Raw genomic sequence first — 916 nt, 5'->3', positions numbered from 1 at the left:
AGCGCTTCCACCGCCAGCAGGCGCGGGTCGCACACGTCGACGTGCGAGCGGATCGCCAGCAGGCCGCGCGCCACCGCCCAGTCGCAATAGGCCAGCGCGCGCTCGACCAGCGCTTCCTGCGTCAGCAGCGGCTTGAGTTCACCCCACAGCGCGATGCCTTCGAGCAGCGTGCCCGACTGGTTCACGCGCGGCAGCCCGAACGACAGGGTCGAGTCCATGTGGAAGTGGGCGTCGACGAACGGCGAAGTCACCAGTTGGCCGGCGGCGTCGATGGTCTGCGCGGCCTCGGCCTTCAGCGCCGGTTCGAGCGCCGCGATGCGGCCCTGGGCCACGCCGATGTCGATGTGCTGGCGGCCGTCCGGCAGCGTGCAGTTCTTGAGGATCAGATCGAGCATAGTCAAACCTTCTGGATTACCGTTCGCCCTTGCGGTAGGGCTTCATCAGGGCCTGCGGGTAGGCGGCGCGGCGCGCCATCACCACCAGGGCCAGGATGGACAGAATATAGGGCAGCATCAGGTAGACCTGATAGGGCAGCTCGGGCAGCCCCGGCAGCGCCGCCCCACCCTGCTGCAGCCGCAGTTGCAGCGCGTCGAAGAAGGCGAAGATCAACGCGCCCAGCAGCGCCTTGCCAGGCCGCCACGAGGCGAACACCACCAGCGCCACGCAGACCCAGCCGCGGCCGTTGACCATGTTGAAGAAGAAGGCGTTGAAGGCCGCCAGCGTCAGGAAGCTGCCGGCCACGCCCATCAGCGCCGAGCCGGCGACGATGGCGCCCATGCGCAGCTTGGTCACCGACAGGCCCTGGCCCTCGGCGGCGGCGGGGTTCTCGCCCACCATGCGGATCGCCAGGCCGACCGGGGTGCGGTTCAGTACCCAGGCCAGGATCGGCACCGCGGCCAGCGCCAGCAGCGTCATC

Annotated in this window: 2 protein-coding genes; both read right to left on the bottom strand. The window is 69.4% G+C overall.

Translation table 11 applies throughout. The annotated features are described in order from the left end of the window. Positions 1 to 395 (bottom strand): amidohydrolase family protein (locus DNK89_RS23265; RefSeq protein WP_153064318.1); only part of this gene is annotated, 395 nt, incomplete at its 3' end. Positions 396 to 411: 16 nt separating this feature from the next. Continuing rightward, on the bottom strand, positions 412 to 916 hold a 505-nt coding region (locus DNK89_RS23260; protein WP_161958973.1), incomplete at its 5' end, for an ABC transporter permease.

Source organism: Acidovorax sp. ST3, from assembly GCF_003231145.1.
Classification (GTDB): Bacteria; Pseudomonadota; Gammaproteobacteria; order Burkholderiales; family Burkholderiaceae_C; genus Acidovorax.
Note: the sequence above shows the minus strand (reverse complement) of the source record. Positions and strands in the feature narration are given on the sequence as shown.